Origin of the sequence: Paraburkholderia sp. A1RI_3L, assembly GCF_048957895.1 — a bacterium.
Lineage (GTDB): Bacteria > Pseudomonadota > Gammaproteobacteria > Burkholderiales > Burkholderiaceae > Paraburkholderia > Paraburkholderia kururiensis.
In genome coordinates this window covers 253,598-269,298 of sequence record NZ_JARCHA010000003.1, presented here as the reverse complement: position 1 = coordinate 269,298, position 15,701 = coordinate 253,598, and the positions used below count along the sequence as shown (strand labels likewise).

Below are 15,701 nucleotides of genomic sequence, written 5' to 3'. Positions count from 1 at the left end.
TACGCTAAACCGTCTACGGAGGGCTGCAATGAACGAGACGACGGCTATCGTCGTGGGATCGTGCGCGCTCGCCATGGCCGCGATCTTCGTCGCGGGACACTACCGTCTGGAGCAGTGGCGGCGCAAGAAACTGGGGCTCGGGCTGATCGACGTGCGCCGGCATTGGCGACACGGGCGGCATTGAGCGCTGCCGCGTGCCATCGTGAGCGGCCGTCGCGGCGCATCGGGGCACGGACCCGGGCCACGGCCACGGCACGCACGAGCCGCCGCCCTGCCGGTCCGGGGCCACCGTCCGTGGCAAAATCGGGCCGCTGCGCCGGCTGATCGGCGCAGCAAAACCTGAAGGCAATCGTATGGACATCAACAAACAGCTCGCCGCACTCACTACTTCCGAACTGCAAACAGCCGGCGCGAGCCAGGCGACCGCCATCGCGGTCAGCGTGCTGCTCCGGCACCTGCGCTCGCCGGAACTCGCGAAACTCCTCTCGGCCGCGTTCGAAAACCACCAGGCCGTCATGCTGCAGACGCCATGGCCCGACCAGATGCTGCAGTCGTTCGAAGCGACGCGGCGCTTCCTCGAAGGCGCGGCACAGGTCAGTCCCGATACCGGCGAGCGCGGCTAACGGCGCTCCGGCAGCGCGGCAACGGCGGGCACAGCCGATGCCGCTGAATCGCCTGAATCGCCTGCCTCGTCTGAATCACATAAGGCACGCGACGCATATGACTCGCGGCGCCAGGGCCACAGCAACGCATCAGCGATGCTCTGTGGCGCCGCGAGCGAATCCAGACCGATCTCGACGAATTCGTCAGGCCGCGGCCGGCGCAGCGTGCCGAACACCATATCCCACAGCGGCAGCAGGTCGCAGAAATTCCGGTTGTAGTCGGCAGCATGGCGCGAATGGTGCAGCCGGTGATACTGCGGATGGCTCACGACGAGACCGAACCGCCGCGGAGAGAACCGCAGATTCAGGTGCGCCACGTGGTGGTTCACGAGAAACACCATGCCCACCGCCATCCCCACGCTCGTGGGCGCCTTGAATACGATTCCGACAAGCGGATACAGCAGCGCGGTCTTGATGACCGGCTCCAGCCAGAAGTGCCGGTAGCCGAGCGTGACGTCGTAATGCGGCGCGCTGTGATGCAGTTCGTGCATGCGCCACAGCACCGCGAACCGGTGCTGTGCGCGATGAAACAGGTATTCGAGCAGATCCGTCATCAACAGCACGGCAGCAAAGGCTTCGCACCAGCCCGCCACGCCCTCGCGGAACGTCACCCATCCGCCGCCGAGCGCCCGCGCAAGCGCCAGGGAAACACCGAGCGCGAACGGTCGCAACAAGGCAAGCGCCGCGAGCATGGCGATCATGTAGCGGACGTTGAACCACGCATGCTTTGCAGAGGCCGCCTGTGCATGCGGAACGCGTGCCTCGATCGCCATTGCGACACCGAGCACGGCGCCTGCCGTCGCCAGCGAAGCGAGGAAATCTGCCGGCAGGGCTGCGAGCCAGTGTGCCGCGTCGGCGGAGAAGCCGTTGCTCATTGTCGTTTTCGTCCCCTTGCGGCGCGCACGATGCGGCGCGTGGCGAATGCCTCGTTGTCTGTCTGAGTGTCGGCAGATGGTGGGGAATCTTGAGCGGAACCGGCCTGCCCCTGCAGAGACAGTGAACCGGCGCAGAACGACGCCGCAGGTTGTGAGGCGACCGGCGTAGCGGCAAGCCGCACGCGACGGCTAGCACATAGCCGCCACGCCACCACACCGAGGCTTCAGCGGCCGAAGCGGGCGTCGCGGCTGTGAGGCTCCGCCGTCGCCCCGTGGGCGAACTCGAAATACAGAGGATCGAACGCGAGCACGATGCCGAATACCGACGCCTGCCGGCGTCCGCTCGCGCCCCAGAATTGCACCTGGCCGCGTGCATCCACGAGAATCACCTCGCTGCAGCCGCCCTCGAAATAGGCGGCCACGCGGCGTTCCACGTCGTCGCGCCGGTCGCGATCGAGCAGCACTTCGACGCACAGATCGGGAACGAACGGCACGGGCGCGTCCCGGTCGAACGTTTCCCATTTCTCGCACGGCATCCAGACGACGTCGGCGATCCGTATGCCATACGAGGGCGTGGTCACCGCAGCCGACATCACGGCGAGATGGCCGATCTGTTCGGTGAGCTGGCAATAGGCGTCCGTGAGCACGATCTGCCGACGCGCGGACGGCGGGGAATGGATCACCGCTTCACCGGCCTCGTCGACTTCATACCGTTCATGCCCGCTTGGTGCAGTCCAGCCCGCATCCGCACCGAGCCGGTGCCAGGAGGCTAACAGTCCATTGCGGTCCAGAAGAGAAGGCGTACCCATAAGCGTCTCGTCGGGAAGTCACCTAAGCGTATACCCTCTACCCGCCTCTTAACAATTATTAAGTATGTGTGCAGCGCACAATCCAGGGTATGCTCAACGTAGCTTCGAGGCCCTTCAAGCGGGGATTCTGATGGACGCTTCCGTGCAGCCGGTCTGCATTGTGTGCCGCAGAGCCGCCACCCGCTTGATTCAAAAACGGGGTCCGAATTCGAAGTCGAAGACGTAGAGACTTCGTTGTGCGGCGCGACAGCCGCCATTTGACGAGCACACGTTGCGACACGCCGAATCACCGGGGGCTGCCGCCGAAACCGGCCTGGCGGGTTCCCGCGAGGATGGATGGCAACCATGCCGGCCATCTCGGTGCCGTTCCACGGTGTACGGCTGGAACGTGCCGCTCATGCATTACGCGAACACCAAGGCTCGCCGGCGGGCACAGCAGCACAGCATGTCTTGCCACCGTCCGGCGCCACCTACCGGAGGTCCACCATGAAACTCGACGACGCGACTTTTCATCGACTGCGCCGTCTTGCTCCGGTCCTCGACGACATACTGGGCGCGAGGGAAGTCGAGCATGCGGATCAGGCCGTCAACGTGGCGGCGCTTGCGCAACTGTGCGCAGAGATCTTCGACGCGTATCGCGACCAGTACCCGGACGAGACCGCCCAGGCGCGCTGTGACGCGCTCGAATCGCAGTAGAGGATCGAGCGGGCTATTTGCGCACGCCGAAGTCGGCGACGGTCAGCACGACCCGCTCGCCGGGATGCGTGAGCACCTTGCGCTCGGCGACGGCGACGATGCGTTTGCGACCATCGGTAAATGCCTTGAGAACGCGCAACTCGCTGTCGCCCGGCTGTACCCAGAAATGCTGTTCGAGTGCGTCGCGCGTAATGGCGCATTCGATGTCGCGACCTCGACTCGACAGGAAAAAGACCACAGTGCGTCCATCCGGCGAAACGCCGGGTTCACGTTCAAGGGTTTCCACGATGAGAACTCGCCAGAATTTTTTTTGGCCGACCTGCACCCCGACCCGCACCCCGCCTGCACCTCACTTGCACCATATCGTACAGGCGAGACAACCTCATTCTCAAGCAAAACCAGCTGGCCGCGCGACGTTGCACGCGGCGTGCATATCGCCCGCACAACCGCGCAGGGCAAGCGGTTCGAGCAAGCGGTAAAAGTGCCGTCATGCCCTCACTGCGCGCACGGCAAACAAGGTAAAGACGAACGTCCGGCCACGCGTCTCAAGTCCCATTCGAAACTTCCCCGGCACCTTGTCGGATTCGCGATTGCGTATTCATCAGTCTAAATAACCGGCGGCGCATGCCGTATACATCGGTTAAAGCGTGCACAGAATATGGACAAACAGAGGGCGACCGCTGAATCGGGAGCAGGCATGCTGCATGAACTCCGGCGAGTCGCCGATGCGCAATACGATTTCGCAGACGTCGCCGCGGCCACTGCGCCACTCGCGCCGCCCGACGCTGCGGACGATGCGCGGTCCGCTGCCGCGTCTTTGCCGCCCGCACGGGACACACGCCTCGGCGCGTTCGCGCTGGCCGCCGTACTCGTCTTTCTGATTTGCCTCGGCAGCGGCGCAGCAAGGGCCATGTCGGGCGAAGTGCTGCCGATCTGGGTGGCCAACGGCGTACTGCTCGCGCAGGCGCTCGCGGCTCGCGAACCGTGCCGGCTCCATGTGCTGCTGGGCGGCGCGCTGGGTTTTCTCGGCGCCAACCTGGCGCGGGGCGACTCCCTCTACGTGTCTTCTTCGTTCATGGCGGCCGATATCGTCGAGGTCGTCATCGCGCTGCTCTTCGCCCCGCGCGTTGCGTGCACCGCCGAACTGGCGCGGCCGCGTCGCTGCCTGCGCTTCGTGGCAGGCGCCGTCGCGCTCGCGCCGGTCGCATCCGGGGCCGTTGCGGTGTCGCTGCTTCACGCGCGGTTCGGCGCCCATCCGTTCTCCTCGTTTCGCGACTGGGTCGTCGCCGACGCCCTCGGGATGACGATCTTCACACCCGCGGCGCTTGTGTTCTTCTCCGGCGAATTGCGCGCGCTCTGGCGCTCGGAACGACGCAATCGCACGCTTGCGTTGCTCGCGTTGCTCGCCGTGGTTGCGCTTGCCGTCTTTAGTCAGGGCACCTGGCGCCTCACGTACTGGGCGCTGCCGCCCGTGGCCGTGCTCGCATTCGAGGCCGAACTCGCCGCGGTGTTCGTCGGCGTGCTGCTGTTGATTGCGATTGCGATGGCTTTCACGATCCACGGCCAGGGCGCGCTGTGGATCGAACCTCATCACGAGTCGAATCACGCTCGCATCCTCGCGCTGCAGCTCTTCGTGCTCGCGGCCCTGGGTATCGCGTTTCCTATCAACGCACTCCAGGCGCAACGCCGCAAGCTGCTCGATCTGCTGCGTGAAAGCGAACAGCGCTACCGCGCGCTGGCAGAAAACGCCGACGACGTAGTCATGCAACTCTCGCTGAACGGCACGGTGACCTACGTATCGCCGCGCGTTCAGTCAAAGCTCGGCTACCTGCCGGCTGCACTCATGGGCACAGGCGTGCTCGGCCTCGTTCATCCGGCGGACCGCCCCGCTGTGGAGTCCGCAATCGAAGCCGTGCAGTGCGACCGCGGCGAAGTCGCGATCCGCTACCGCGCGCGGCACGCCAATGGCTCGCATATCTGGATGCAGAGCCTGCTTTCGCCGGCGTTCACGCCCCCGCACCTCCCGTTCGACGCGCTCGCGTTCACCATGCGCGACATCAACGCCAGCACACTCGAAGACCAGCGGCGCGATGCCGAGCAGATCGAGCTCAAACGTCTTGCCTATGTCGACGGCCTCTCGGGGCTCTACAACCGGCGCCACTTCGACATCGAGCTCAAGCGCAGCCTGCTTTCGGCCGACGCGGCGAATGCGAGTGCGGGCGTCGTGCTACTGCTCGTCGACATCGACGAGTTCAAGGCCTACAACGACGCCTACGGCCATCAGGCCGGAGACGACTGCCTGCGGGCCGTGGCGAGCGCCATTGCAGCCGCAGTGCCGCACACCGGTATGGCGGCGCGTTACGGCGGCGAAGAGTTCGCGATCATCCTCGGTGACAGCGATCCTGATGACGCGCTCGAGACTGCCGAACGCATTCGCTGCGGCGTCGAACTGCAGCGCATTCCGCATGCGGCGAGCAACCGGCAAACGGTGACGGTGAGTGTCGGCGTGGCGGCCGCAAGGGGCGGCGCAGAGGTCACCGTCCGCATGCTGGTGGGCGCAGCCGATGCGGCGCTGTATCGGGCGAAGCGCCTCGGCAGAAACCGCATTGCCAGTCAGGGATGGCTGACGGCCGAGGTTTGAGTGCGCTGATGCGATAGCGGCTAAAGGTTCGGACCGCCCTGCGGCCCGCTGTGGGGATGTCGGGCTGTGCCGGGACTCGGGTACGCCAGGTACGCCAGGACTTGCGCCGTTGCACCCGGCTTCGATCAATTGCCCAAATTAGCCGCCATACCTTGCCCCTTTCGACCAATTGGATTGCGTGCGCAGCGCCTACACTGTTTTCCATGGAGCGCGACATCGGCTCCATCCCCGGCTCCCCTCCGGTGGTGTTGTGAACCAGTACCGTTGATATCAGTTGCAGCACGTGCAGTCTTGAAGTTGCAGTAACACGCAGTGAGTTTGTGCAGTGGCTTCTCGTTGGAGTGAGTTTGTGCAGTGGCAGTTCGTTGTGGTGGATTTGCGTAGCGGTAGTTCGTTGTTGTGAGTTTGCGTAGTCGCGGTTCGTTGTGATGGGTTGTTGTCCGTGGTGTGCGGTTTGTTGTGGCGGTTTGTTGTGGCAGTCCGTTTCACGTATTTGACGCTGTTGTTGCACGAAGCAGTTGCAGTCTGTAGTACCGGTTGTAGCAAGCAAGGCAGCACGCAGTTCAGCATGTAGTTGAGTACGCAGTTCGGGCCGCTCGAATCCGCAAGGACGCGAGCGGCCGTATCCATTCGTGCATCCTGCACCGGGCGCCAATCGCGGCACCCTCCCCTCGCGCTCTATAATCGCGGTCGAACCAGACTGGGGAGTTCGATCCGTGAGGACCATCATCGCCGCCGCGCTTGCGGCATCCATTGCATTCGCGCTTGCCGGCTGCATGTCGTCGGCCGACAAGGACGCGCAACGCGAACGCGATTTCAACCGCACCGAAGATGCGCTGGAAGCGGCACAACGGGCCGCAACGGTCTCATGCCGCGACGCATCGCAGTGCGACAAGGCCTGGGCGCTGACGCGCGACTACATCGCACAGCGCTCGGCCACGTCAATCGTCAGCACCAGCAGCGAAACCATCGATACCGACGTGCCCGGCGGATCGGGCAAGGCCACCTTTTCCGCGACGCGCGTGCCGCATAGTGGCGGCGCCACCATCACGCTCTACGCGCAGTGCCGCGGCATGTACGGCCCGAACCGCGCCATGGGCTCCGACTACGACGATTGCGCCAGCAAGATCGTCGCCACGCAGAACGGGTTCCCGCGGTTCCTCAGCGAGCGCATCGCAGCCGGCTCGAAGTAACAACATGCGCGGCGTTGCAGCGGCATAGCTACCGTTCACGCCGATAGCGAAGCGCGCGGCGCGGTGTCTAACCCGGAAGCAGCGTACCCGCCGCAGCGATCGCCATGATGCCGGCCACCGCCCACCCGGCCGTCTTGAGCCATCCCGTCACCGCAAACTCGCGCATCACGCGAGCGTTCGTGCCCATCAGCATCACCACGATCACGACCGGCACGGCAGCGACACCGTTGATCACGGCGCTCCAGTAGAGCGCCTTCACCGGATCGAAGTGGAAGAAGGTCATGGCGGCGCCGCCCAGAATCGCGACCGCAATCACCGCGTAGAACTCGCGCGCGAGCACGAGGCGCAGCGCAAGGCTGCTGCGCCAGCGGAACACGCCGGCCATCCCGTACGCAGCCGACCCGGCGAGCACCGGAAGCGCAAGCAGCCCCGTGCCCAGAATGCCCAGCGCAAAAACGTGCGACGCCCATTTGCCGGCGATCGGTGCAAGCGCGCGAGCAGCGTCGGCCGATGTCTTGATCTCGACGTGATGGCTGTGCAGGGTGGACGCCGCCGTGAGCATGATGAAGAACGCGATACCGTTCGAGACGGCCATGCCGGTCCAGGTGTCCGCGCTGATCCTCGCGAACTGGGCGGCGGCCTGTTGCGGCACGTGCTTGAGTGGCGCGTCGCCCGGGGCCGCACGCATCTCCTCGACCTCCTGCGACGCCTGCCAGAAGAACAGATACGGGCTGATCGTCGTGCCAAATACGGCGACCACGGCGGTCAGGTAATCCGCGGAGAGTGTCGCCTGCGGATGGACGATGGCCACCGCCACCTCGCGCCAATCGATGGGCACGACGAGTGCCACGGCAACGTACGAGAAGAGCACCAGCGTGAGCCACTTGAGTATCTGCGCATACCGCTCGTAGGGCACGAAAACCTGCAGCACGACGGAAACCACGCCGATCACGACCACATAGAGCTGCTGCGGACCGCCCGTCACCAGACGCACCGACGTTCCCATCGCCGCGAGGTCCGCCGCGATGTTGATCGTGTTCGCCGCCACGAGCAGCAACACGAGAAGCACCGCGACCCAGCGCGGCGTGAACTGCCGGATGTTCGATGCGAGCCCCCTGCCGGTCACCCGCCCGATCCGTGCACTGATCATCTGGATTGCCACCATCAGCGGATAGGTGAGCAGCACGGTCCATAGCAGACTAAAGCCAAATTGCGCACCCGCCTGCGTGTAGGTGCCGATACCGCTCGGGTCGTCGTCCGCCGCCCCGGTGATCAGGCCGGGGCCCAGCCTCTTCAGCCAGAACGGGTTCGCCGTGTCCGCGGTTTCTGGTTCGCGCACGTTGTCCATCGTTGGGTCCCGAGCACAGTGTGGCGTGATCCTCGCAATGCGTGTTCCCGTGAACGGCGCTCGGTGCAGTCATTCGCCGTGCTTGCGTCGGAGAACGGACAGCATGGGGCCGCGGCGCACATTATGTGTTGTCCAATGCAATTCCCCGAGGCGTGATCGAGCCGCGCGGAACTGCATGACGCACCGCACCTCGGCACATATTGCGTACGCACAACTTACTATCGGTTACAAAGCCTGAGCGTCCCAGCGACGCAAAAACGAAGGGCGCCAGCGGCGCCCGTCGTTTTTCTGCCTTACTTCTCTAGCAGTTGCCCTTCTTGGCCTGTCCCGGTGGACAGAATCCGTTACCTGGGCCGCCTTGCGGGTGAACGACTACGCCGGGTGCGTCCGGCACGTACACCGCGCAACCTGCCAACATGCCCGTCGCCACGGCGGCGACTGCGATGAGTTTTTTCATGGAATCCCCGCGAGGAGGGGCACGCCCCTCCGTTACGCCTTGTTTGTCAGAAAGTGAAGTTGATGCCTGATTGACTGCCGCTCGTGATGCTGACCGCCGTGGACTGCGTCGCGCCCGACGCCGCATCGGCCTCTATCGTGTACTGACCGGCCGACGACGCAGCCGCAGAGAACGCGACCGGCAGCGTGCCCGTATAGGCGGCCACCATCGGGGCCGCGACCGGCAAGCTCGTCGTATAGGCGCCCGTATCGAGATTGGCGTTGGCCGATGCAATCTCATAGGTGCCCGACGACGTTTTCTGCAGCGCACGCAGGCTCGCATCCGCGGATGCCGTCACTGTGCCGCTCACCGTATTCATCGTAGCGGCCGGCAACGTGACGGGCGCCGACGAAGTCGACACATGCGTCGTTGCCCCGACCACGACCGGTACCGACGTGATGATGCCCGTCGTCTCGTCGGGCTGCGCAATGACGATGTCGTAATTGCCGTTCGTGGAGCTCTGCACGAGCGTGGAGAAAACGAAATGCCCCGTGCTGTCCGCAACCGTTCCGCTGATTACCTTGCCGCTCTGCTCCGCGTACACCGTGGCGCCCGCCTCGGCCGGCGCGACATAGCCATCGATGATGCCGGCCACGTTGGTGGGCGTCGCCGTAATCACGGGCTTCAGCGTGTAGGAACCGTTGCCCTGCTGGACGACCGACTTGCAGGCGTTGAAGTCGAGAACGAGATCGACCGTCGCGTTCGCGGCCACGTCAAACGGCCGGATGATCTTGAGGCCGCTCTGCGTCGCACTCGGCGTGGCTAGCGGTTGTTCGTTGGTCGTGCCTGAAACCACGACCGAATTGGCCACCGTATTACCCTGGTTCTGGGTCAGCACGAGGCGCACCTGCTGGTATTGCCCGGCAGGAAGCGACGCCTGCCCAAGTGTGGCCATCGTCCCGTTGATGAGCGAGAGAAGATCGATCTTCTGCGGAGTGGCAAGCGTAATGTTGGTCCATCCGCTGTCGTTGTCGCCCGCGCTCGAACTCGCGTTGATACGCACCTGGCTGACCGTCACATAGACGTGATCGAAGCCGCACGAAGGCGCATCGGTCATTTGAACGTTGACGGTGCCCGTCGGCGTGCCGCCTCCCCCTCCACCTCCTCCGCCGCACGCGGCTAATGCCACCGATGCAAAAGCAGCGGCAAGCAGTGTCTTCCTCCAGTCATTCATGGCAACACCTGTTGTTTTGTGAGTGGTGCCGGAAGAATACGTTGCCGCGAAAGCCGCAACTTTTGCACTTTGAAACAAAGCGTAACTTGTTGGAATGCCGGCGAAGTTGGGGTTGCGGAAAGGTCGCCTGGGCCGCTTCTTGGGCCGCTTAGTGAGGCTAGCCCAATTTCCGTCCCGGTCTTAATTGGAAAATTCCGGCCGCTGCGCGCCCTTCTCCTGCGCCATAGCGAAATAACGCTGCGCCAATGCAACCCAATACCGGACGCCTACGGGAATGATGTCATCGTTGAAATCGTATTTCGGGTGATGCAGGCCGGGCGCAGCCATTCCCGTCGCGGCATTACCGATCAGCACGTACGCGCCGGGCCGCTCTTCCAGCATGAAACCGAAGTCTTCGGAGGTCATGTTCGGCGGGATGTCGCTATCAAGGCAGACCTCTCCAAACGTCTGCCGAATCACTGCTTCGCACAACGCCGTCTCGTTCGGCGTGTTGATCGTCGCGGGATAGTACTGAAAAAAAGTAACCTCGACCTGCGCGCCATAGGCGGAAGCCAGCCCTTCGCACATGCGCTCGATGTCTCGCTGCAATTGCTGCTGCAGCCCCGACGACAACGTGCGGATCGTTCCCCGCAGTTCGGCACTGTCCGGAATGACGTTGTCCGTATCGCCCGCATGGAACATGCAGACGGAAATAACAGCAGGATCCGCAGGGTCCTTGTGCCGCGCGGCAATGGTCTGACACTGCAGCACCATCGAGCAGGCGAGCGGGATGGGATCAAGGCCCAGATGCGGCTGCGCCGCATGCGCCCCCTTGCCCGTTATCGTGATCCTGAATCTGGAGCCGGCAGCCATGATGGGGCCCGTGCGCAAACCGAAATGTCCCGCCGGCAAACCGGGCCAGTTGTGCATGCCAAACACCGCTTGCGTTGGGCATTGTTCGAATAACCCGTCGTCGATCATCTTGCGCGCACCGGCGCCGCCCTCTTCGCCCGGCTGGAACACGAAGTGAACGGTGCCAGGCAACTGCGGCAGCTCCTTCAGGATGCGCGCCGCACCCAGCAGCATCACTGTGTGCCCATCGTGCCCGCAAGCATGCATGACGCCATCCGCACACGATGCATGCGAGAAATCGTTGGCCTCCCGTATCGGCAATGCATCCAGATCGGCGCGCAGCACGATTCCCCACTCGGCCGACGCGCCAGGCAGGCTCGCGACCACACCGGTACCGCCCAGCCCGCGCGACACGGCATAGCCCAAGGCTTCGAGCTCGCGGGCAACCGCGTCGGCGGTTCGGTGCTCTTCGAATCGCAACTCGGGATGGGCATGCAGGTCACGTCGCAATTTCGCCCAGTGCGCGTGATGCGTTTTCAACGAAGTCTCGGGAATCACGGAGGGTTCCAATCTCGGCACCATCTCGGCACCTTTAGCAAGCAAATGACTTCAAATCCGTACTGTGATCGCGCGAGGCGTGGGCGCTGCTTTAATCGTAGAACCCGACGATCGACTTCACCTCCATGTACTCCTCCATACCTTCGATCCCATACTCGCGACCGTTCCCCGATTGCTTATAGCCGCCAAACGGCGCCTGCGGGTCCCATGCCGGATAGTTCAAATGCACCTGGCCCGACTGGATGCGCGCAGCCACCGAACGCACGAGTGCCTTGTCCGTGCCTTGCACATGCGCGCCGAGCCCGTACACCGTGTCGTTCGCGATGGCGATCGCTTCTTCGACGGTATCGTAAGGAAGGATGGCGAGTACAGGACCAAATATCTCCTGCTGGGCGATGGTCATATCGGTGCGCACGTCGGAAAAGATCGTGGGCTGCGCATACAAGCCTCGGCCGAATCCTGCGGGTCTTCCGGGGCCACCCGTAATCAGCGTCGCCTCTTCGTCGATACCCGCTTCGATCATCTGCCGCACGCGGTCAAACTGCGCGCGATTAGCCAGCGGTCCGTGCGTGGTCGCCTCGACGAACGGGTCGCCGACAATCATCTGCTGTGTGGCTGCGACGGCCAGCTCCTCGACGCGCTTCAGCGCGCCGCGCGGCACGATGAGCCGCGTGGGTGCGCTGCACGACTGGCCCATGTTGCGGAACGCGGCGGCAACGCCAGGCGCGATGGCGCGCGACAGATCGGTATCGGGCAGCACAACGTTGGGCGACTTGCCGCCGAGCTCCTGCGCCACGCGCTTGATGGTGGGTGCCGCCGCTTGCGCAACCAGCACACCAGCACGTGTCGAACCGGTGATCGAAACCATGTCGACCTTCGGATGAGACGAAAGCGATGCGCCCACTACCGCGCCCGTTCCGTTCACCAGATTGAATACGCCCGCGGGAACGCCCGCGTCCGCAATCACCTCTGCAAAGAGCAGGGCGCTGAGCGGCGAGAGTTCGCTGGGTTTCAGGACCACGGTGCACCCCGCCGCGAGCGCCGGGCCCACTTTCGCTGTGATCTGATAAATGGGCCAGTTCCATGGCGTAATCAGCGCGCACACGCCGATGGGCTCGCGCACGATCGCGGTCGTTCCTCGCTGCGTTCGGAACGGGTAATTTGCCAGATTGTCGCGCGCGACCCGAATGTGTTCGGCCGCAAATGGTACGTGCGCGCCACGGGCATAACTGATCGGCGCGCCCATTTCCGTGGCCAGTGCCGTGGCAAACAACTCCGCCCGTTCGAGTACCAAGGCATGAACGCGGTCGAGCAAGGCCGCACGCTGTTGCGGCGACGTTACGGACCACGAAGCGAAGGCCCTGCGCGCGGCGCGTACTGCCCGGTCCACATCGCGTTCGTTTCCAGCAGCGAGCTCGCAGACTGTGTCTTCGGTAGACGGGCAAACCACGGCGATTCGGTCGGTGCCGTCGGGAACCGTCCATTCCCCGTCGATGTAGAACCGATCCAGCCTTCCAGCTTGCGTCAGGTGACGAACAGGTGAATTCATTGCAATGTGTCCTTGAGCCGGTACCAGGCGCCCACCAGCGGTAAAAACCATGGCTTGCCGAAATGACCGGGAATAGCAGGCCAGGCGAAGTCGTTCCACGGATTGAGGTCGGCGCGCCCATCCATGATTTCCGCCATGAGCGTACCCATCAGCGTGGCCATGTGCGTACCGTGGCCGCTGTATCCCATCGAATAGTAGATGCCGTCTTTCTGCCCCGCGCGCGGCAGGCGGTCGGCCGTCATATCGACCATGCCGCCCCAGCAATAGTCGATGCGCACGTTTGCCAGTTCCGGAAACACCGTGGCCATTTGAGCGCGCAAAATCAGTCCGCTCTTTTCGTCGGACGCAGGGTTCGACATCGCGAAACGCGCACGACCACCAAACAGCATCCGGTTGTCGGGCGTGATACGAAAAAAGTTGACGAAGTTTTTGGTATCGGTCGCCATCCGGCGAGTTGGCAGCAACCGGTCGAGCAGCTCTTGCGACAACGGCTCGGTGACGATGATGAAAGCGCCGACCGGCACGATCCTGCGCCGAATCCAGCCGAATGGTCCCACCTGCGAGATGCCGCTTGCGAGCAACACCTGTGACGCGCGGATCGTTCCATGCGGCGTTCGCGCCACGTATGCGCCGCGAGCTTCACGCTGCAAACCTAGCACCGGCGCGTGTTCAAGGATGTGTGCGCCACGTGCCTGCGCAGCCTTCGCGAGACCGCGAACATAACGCCCCACGTGCATCCCCGCGCTCTTCTCCAGGATCAATCCGCCGTGATACCGGTTCGAACCGATCTCGCTACGAAGCTCGGCCTTCGTCACGACGCGCGTATCCGGGTCGACGCCCGCGGCGAGCAATGCCTGACTTCGCACCAGCTTGTCGTAATGCTCGGGCTTCGCTGCGAGTTTGAGTTTTCCTCTGCGCACGAAATCGCAATTGATCGACTCTTCCCTGACCAGCCGCTCGACCGTATCGACACCGGCGTCGAACGCGCGATACAACCGGTTGGCCAGTTCGGTGCCAATGCGCTGCGAGAGCGACGCGTAGTCCTGCGCAAAGCCGTTGTTGCACATGCCGCCATTGCGGCCCGACGCAGCCTGTCCCACGGTTCCTGCTTCACACACAATGACGCGCGCACCTTTCTTTGCCAGCGCCAATGCAGCTGCCGAGCCCGTGATTCCACCGCCCACCACGACGACGTCGCATTCTCCACCGGCGATCTCGGGCGTGCTGCCGGCGAAGGGCTCGGAGGTATCCAGCCAGTAAGAACCCAGATGCATCACACACTCCAAAGCAGGCGCATTGGTGCTCAAACCCCGAACCATGCGCACGGGCAACAAAAGCGGTGCTTAAAAGTCGGCGGCAAATTCGTGGCTTCGGAGCCGCCATTCGCAGCGCAAACCTAAAGCATGGCCTGACTCACCAGCGCATACAACCGGCAGACCGGGTCGGGCACTCCACGGTGTTCAGTTGCAGACGCGTTCAGAACCATCTTCGGACAGGTGTCCACTCGCTTCAATCCCTGCTCGCTTAGCCAGCCGGTCAAACCTGTTTCAACAGGGACGTCGATGCGAATGAACTCGCCCTCGCGTGCGGTCAGCCAATGGCCGATCAACGCCTTTGCGCGTGCATCGTCTTGTGAACGCAGCGCAACCACAGGGCCGATCACATGCCCCCGGCCAAAACGGCGCAGCACCGAGAATCCGACGATCTCGCCATCGCGTTCAAGCACCACGCTTTCGCCGCGCTGGAGCAATGCCATCAGGAGCGGACCACGGTCCAGACTGCAAGCGCGCGAAGCCAGTTCGACGAGGTAAGGGAAGTCGGCAGAAGTCCCCGCACGCAGCCGCTCGCCATCCAGCAACGCGACTGGAACGGCCTTGCTGACGTTCCCATGACATTGATCCAACCATCCGCACTCGCTGAAGCCAAGTTTTTCGTAGAGGGGGCGACCGGCCAGCGTCGCATGGAGCAAGGTGACGCGCGGCCCCAGCTCGTCGAGCACCGCCTTCATCAGCTCGCGGCCGACGCCCCGGCCCTGGTGCCGGGACGACACAATCACGTGCCCGAGAGAGGCCCGGTCCGCGCCGAACTTCCAGCACATCGCTGTGCCAATGACGACACCCTTTTCTTCAGCAACGAATCCCGTCGAGGTCTCAGCGGAGAATTGCCAGTCTTCCTGCCTGTATGGCCAGGCAAGCGCCATGGAAAGCGCGTGGGCCGCGGGCACATCGGCTGGGATGAACGTTCGATACCGAATATCCGCCGCGGAAGACGGAACGCTCGCAATGGATTCCCGTTTCATTTGATTTGTCCTGCGAAATATATTCGTTCAGCCACGAATCGAACCGCCCACGCTATATCACCGCGACCGCTTCGATTTCGATCTTCAGACCGAAGTGCAATGCAGGAACCGGCACCACGGCGCGAGCGGGCCTCGCATCGCCCGCCCAGCGTGCATAGATCTGGTTGAAACTCGCCCAATGCTCGATGTCGACGATGTAGACACGAACCTGGGCAAGTTTCCTGACATCGCTGCCTGCACCGGCAAGTGCGCAAGCCAGGTTTGCCAAAGCCTGGTCGGCCTGAGCTTCAAAAGACGTGTCCGTGAGCCTTCGGCCGGCAGCATCGATGGGAAGTTGTCCCGAGACAAAGACCAGACCATTCGCGACCGAAACGTGACTGTAGTGGCCACCCGGCGTTGCCAGCCCAGCGGGATTCATTGTCTGGGGCCACTGCGCACCGTTTTCATGCTGATCCATGACGACCGCTCCACGTAGAAAGCACGCTGCCCACAGAGATGGCCACGTGAATGCGACCCACTATAGAAAAAAATATTTTTGTCGTGTTTAATCTCCAATGAATTGACCGTTAA

Annotated in this window: 15 protein-coding genes; 5 read left to right on the top strand and 10 right to left on the bottom strand. The window is 63.3% G+C overall.

Annotated features, from left to right (window positions below):
• The first annotated feature begins 28 nt into the window (after positions 1-28).
• Together PXJ20_RS11005 and PXJ20_RS11000 are read left to right on the top strand one after the other, a co-directional pair.
• The gene (locus PXJ20_RS11005; protein ID WP_017777846.1) at positions 29-184 is read left to right on the top strand and encodes a hypothetical protein; all 156 of its coding nucleotides are present in this window, start codon (positions 29-31) and stop codon (positions 182-184) included.
• A gap of 169 nt (positions 185-353) precedes the next feature.
• Positions 354-623 (top strand): hypothetical protein, encoded by a 270-nt coding sequence (locus tag PXJ20_RS11000; protein WP_017777845.1) that lies wholly within the window; start codon positions 354-356, stop codon positions 621-623.
• Here the strand turns inward: PXJ20_RS11000 and PXJ20_RS10995 are convergent.
• Together PXJ20_RS10995 and PXJ20_RS10990 are read right to left on the bottom strand one after the other, a co-directional pair.
• Positions 620-1,537 carry a sterol desaturase family protein gene (locus tag PXJ20_RS10995; protein ID WP_421030703.1) on the bottom strand — a complete coding sequence of 306 codons (918 nt, stop codon included), beginning with the start codon at positions 1,535-1,537 and terminating at the stop codon, positions 620-622. The genes PXJ20_RS11000 and PXJ20_RS10995 overlap by 4 nt on opposite strands.
• A gap of 224 nt (positions 1,538-1,761) precedes the next feature.
• On the bottom strand, positions 1,762-2,346 hold the full coding sequence (locus tag PXJ20_RS10990; RefSeq protein WP_421030702.1) for a Uma2 family endonuclease: 585 nt from the start codon (positions 2,344-2,346) through the stop codon (positions 1,762-1,764).
• A 486-nt stretch (positions 2,347-2,832) separates the two neighbouring features.
• Between PXJ20_RS10990 and PXJ20_RS10985 the strand changes: the two genes are divergently transcribed.
• Positions 2,833-3,042: a hypothetical protein gene (locus PXJ20_RS10985; RefSeq protein ID WP_017777842.1), complete on the top strand. Its 210-nt coding sequence runs from the start codon at positions 2,833-2,835 to the stop codon at positions 3,040-3,042.
• 13 nt (positions 3,043-3,055) lie between these two features.
• Here the strand turns inward: PXJ20_RS10985 and PXJ20_RS10980 are convergent, their stop codons facing one another.
• Positions 3,056-3,328, bottom strand: a complete 273-nt coding sequence (locus PXJ20_RS10980; protein ID WP_026122051.1) for a DUF1488 family protein — start codon at positions 3,326-3,328, stop codon at positions 3,056-3,058.
• Between the two features lie 411 nt (positions 3,329-3,739).
• Here PXJ20_RS10980 and PXJ20_RS10975 point away from each other — a divergent pair, with 411 nt between their 5' ends.
• Together PXJ20_RS10975 and PXJ20_RS10970 are read left to right on the top strand one after the other, a co-directional pair.
• The gene (locus PXJ20_RS10975) at positions 3,740-5,683 is read left to right on the top strand and encodes a diguanylate cyclase (protein WP_421030701.1); all 1,944 of its coding nucleotides are present in this window, start codon (positions 3,740-3,742) and stop codon (positions 5,681-5,683) included.
• 716 nt (positions 5,684-6,399) lie between these two features.
• Positions 6,400-6,876 carry a hypothetical protein gene (locus PXJ20_RS10970; RefSeq protein ID WP_199541381.1) on the top strand — a complete coding sequence of 159 codons (477 nt, stop codon included), beginning with the start codon at positions 6,400-6,402 and terminating at the stop codon, positions 6,874-6,876.
• Positions 6,877-6,943: 67 nt separating this feature from the next.
• Here PXJ20_RS10970 and PXJ20_RS10965 read toward each other — a convergent pair whose 3' ends face one another.
• From PXJ20_RS10965 to PXJ20_RS10935, 7 genes are all read right to left on the bottom strand, one after another.
• Positions 6,944-8,224 carry an NRAMP family divalent metal transporter gene (locus PXJ20_RS10965; RefSeq protein ID WP_421030700.1) on the bottom strand — a complete coding sequence of 427 codons (1,281 nt, stop codon included), beginning with the start codon at positions 8,222-8,224 and terminating at the stop codon, positions 6,944-6,946.
• A 503-nt stretch (positions 8,225-8,727) separates the two neighbouring features.
• Complete coding sequence (locus PXJ20_RS10960; protein ID WP_421030699.1) at positions 8,728-9,894, bottom strand: DUF4382 domain-containing protein; 1,167 nt, start codon at positions 9,892-9,894, stop codon at positions 8,728-8,730.
• 180 nt (positions 9,895-10,074) lie between these two features.
• Complete coding sequence (locus PXJ20_RS10955; RefSeq protein WP_421030698.1) at positions 10,075-11,295, bottom strand: M20 aminoacylase family protein; 1,221 nt, start codon at positions 11,293-11,295, stop codon at positions 10,075-10,077.
• A gap of 79 nt (positions 11,296-11,374) precedes the next feature.
• The gene (locus PXJ20_RS10950; RefSeq protein WP_421031003.1) at positions 11,375-12,832 is read right to left on the bottom strand and encodes an aldehyde dehydrogenase family protein; all 1,458 of its coding nucleotides are present in this window, start codon (positions 12,830-12,832) and stop codon (positions 11,375-11,377) included.
• Positions 12,829-14,106, bottom strand: coding sequence for an NAD(P)/FAD-dependent oxidoreductase (locus PXJ20_RS10945; RefSeq protein ID WP_421031002.1), 1,278 nt, complete (start codon positions 14,104-14,106; stop codon positions 12,829-12,831). The genes PXJ20_RS10950 and PXJ20_RS10945 overlap by 4 nt, the downstream gene beginning before the upstream one ends.
• 122 nt (positions 14,107-14,228) lie before the next feature.
• Positions 14,229-15,131 (bottom strand): GNAT family N-acetyltransferase, encoded by a 903-nt coding sequence (locus PXJ20_RS10940; RefSeq protein ID WP_421030697.1) that lies wholly within the window; start codon positions 15,129-15,131, stop codon positions 14,229-14,231.
• A gap of 52 nt (positions 15,132-15,183) precedes the next feature.
• On the bottom strand, positions 15,184-15,588 hold the full coding sequence (locus PXJ20_RS10935; RefSeq protein WP_421030696.1) for a RidA family protein: 405 nt from the start codon (positions 15,586-15,588) through the stop codon (positions 15,184-15,186).
• Positions 15,589-15,701 lie beyond the last annotated feature (113 nt).